1 protein-coding gene is annotated in these 1,740 nt (G+C 72.7%); it reads left to right on the top strand.

Annotated elements, in window-relative coordinates:
• The coding region (locus tag ACIG5E_RS39405; RefSeq protein WP_396542130.1) for an amino acid adenylation domain-containing protein at nt 1-1,740 on the top strand (1,740 nt) is incomplete at both ends.

Below are 1,740 nucleotides of genomic sequence, written 5' to 3'. Positions count from 1 at the left end.
GGTGCTGGCCCCTGAGGACCGGCGCCGGTTGCTGGTGGAGTGGAACGAGACGGTGGTCGAGGTCGGGTCGGCGACGGTGCCGGAGTTGTTCGTGGCGCAGGTGGGGCGGGACCCGGACGCGGTGGCGGTGGTCGATGGCGGAGTCGAGCTGTCGTACGGCGAGCTGGATGCGCGGTCGAACCGGCTGGCGCGCTACCTGACCGGCCGGGGTGTCGGTCCGGAGTCGGTGGTCGGGGTCTGCCTGGAGCGCGGTGTCGAGTTGCTGGTCGCGGTGCTGGGTGTGCTGAAGGCCGGTGGTGCCTACATGACCATCGACCCGGAGTACCCGGCGCAGCGCGTCGCCCACATGCTGGAGGACGCCGAGCCGTCGGTGCTGCTGGCATCGGAGGGCACGCTGGCGCTGGTGCCGGGGGCGCTTGCGCTGGAGGGCCTGGACCTCGCAGGGCTGGACGACGGTCCGCTGGACGTGGTGGTCCGGGCCCAGGACTCGGCGTACGTGATCTACACCTCCGGCTCCACCGGTCGGCCCAAGGGCGTGCTGGTGTCGCACGCGGGTGTGGCGAGCCTGGTGGCGGGTCAGGTCCGTGATCTGGGTGTGGGTGCCGGTTCGCGGGTCGGTCAGTACGGGTCGGTGGGCTTCGACGCGTTCGCGTGGGAGTGGTTCATGGCGCTGCTGACCGGCGCGACCCTGGTGGTCATCCCGTCCGACCGGCGCGTCGGCGAGGTGTTGCCCGGGTTCCTGGCGGAGTCGGGGGTGACGCACGTGGCGTTGCCGCAGGCGGTGCTGGCGACGCTGGACGAGGGTTCGATCGCTTCCGATGTGGTGCTGGTGACGGGTGGCGAGGCGTTGCCGGTGGAGGTGATGGCGCGCTGGTCGCGTGGTCACCGCCTGTTCAACTCCTTCGGTCCGGCCGAGACGACGGTGGACGCCACCTGCTGGCCCTGCGATCCGCTGGCGGACGAGGTGGCGATCGGTTCGCCGGTGGTGAACACCCGGGTGTTCGTGCTGGACGAGTTCCTGGCGCCGGTGCCGGTCGGTGTCGCGGGTGAGCTGTACGTGGCGGGCGTGGGTCTGGCGCGCGGGTACCTGGGCCGTCCGGGTCTGACTGCGGAGCGGTTCGTCGCGAACCCCTTCGGTGGGTCGGGTGAGCGGTTGTACCGCACGGGTGACCGGGCCCGCTGGACGGCGGACGGACAGCTGCTGTTCGTGGGCCGTGCCGACGACCAGGTGAAGATCCGTGGCTTCCGGATCGAGCCCGGTGAGGTCGAGACCGTTCTCGTCGGGCACCCGCAGGTCGCCCAGGCGGCGGTCATCGCGCGGGAGGACGAGCCGGGCGACAAGCGTCTGGTGGCCTATGTGGTCGCCGACGGCGCACCGGCCGGCCTGCCCGAGCTGCTGACCCGGACGGCCGCCGAGCGGCTGCCCGCGTACATGGTCCCCTCGGCGGTGGTGGTGCTGGACGCGCTGCCGTTGACGGTGAACGGCAAGTTGGACCGCGGCGCCCTGCCCGCCCCCGCCTACGCGGCAGGTGCCGGCCGGGGGCCCGCCAACGCCCGTGAGGAGCTCGTCTGCGCGGCGTTCGCCGAGGTGCTGGAGGTGCAGGGCGTCGGCGTGGACGACGACTTCTTCCGGCTCGGCGGGCACTCGCTGCTCGCCGTGCGCCTGGTCGAGGTGCTGCGCGGCCACGGCGTGTCCGTCTCGGTGCGGGCGCTGTTCCAGACGCCGACCCCGGCCGGGCT

Source organism: Kitasatospora sp. NPDC053057 (assembly GCF_044546945.1).
Taxonomy (GTDB): domain Bacteria; phylum Actinomycetota; class Actinomycetes; order Streptomycetales; family Streptomycetaceae; genus Kitasatospora.
The sequence above is the reverse complement of the archived record's forward strand: the minus strand, read 5'-3'. Positions and strand labels throughout refer to the sequence as shown.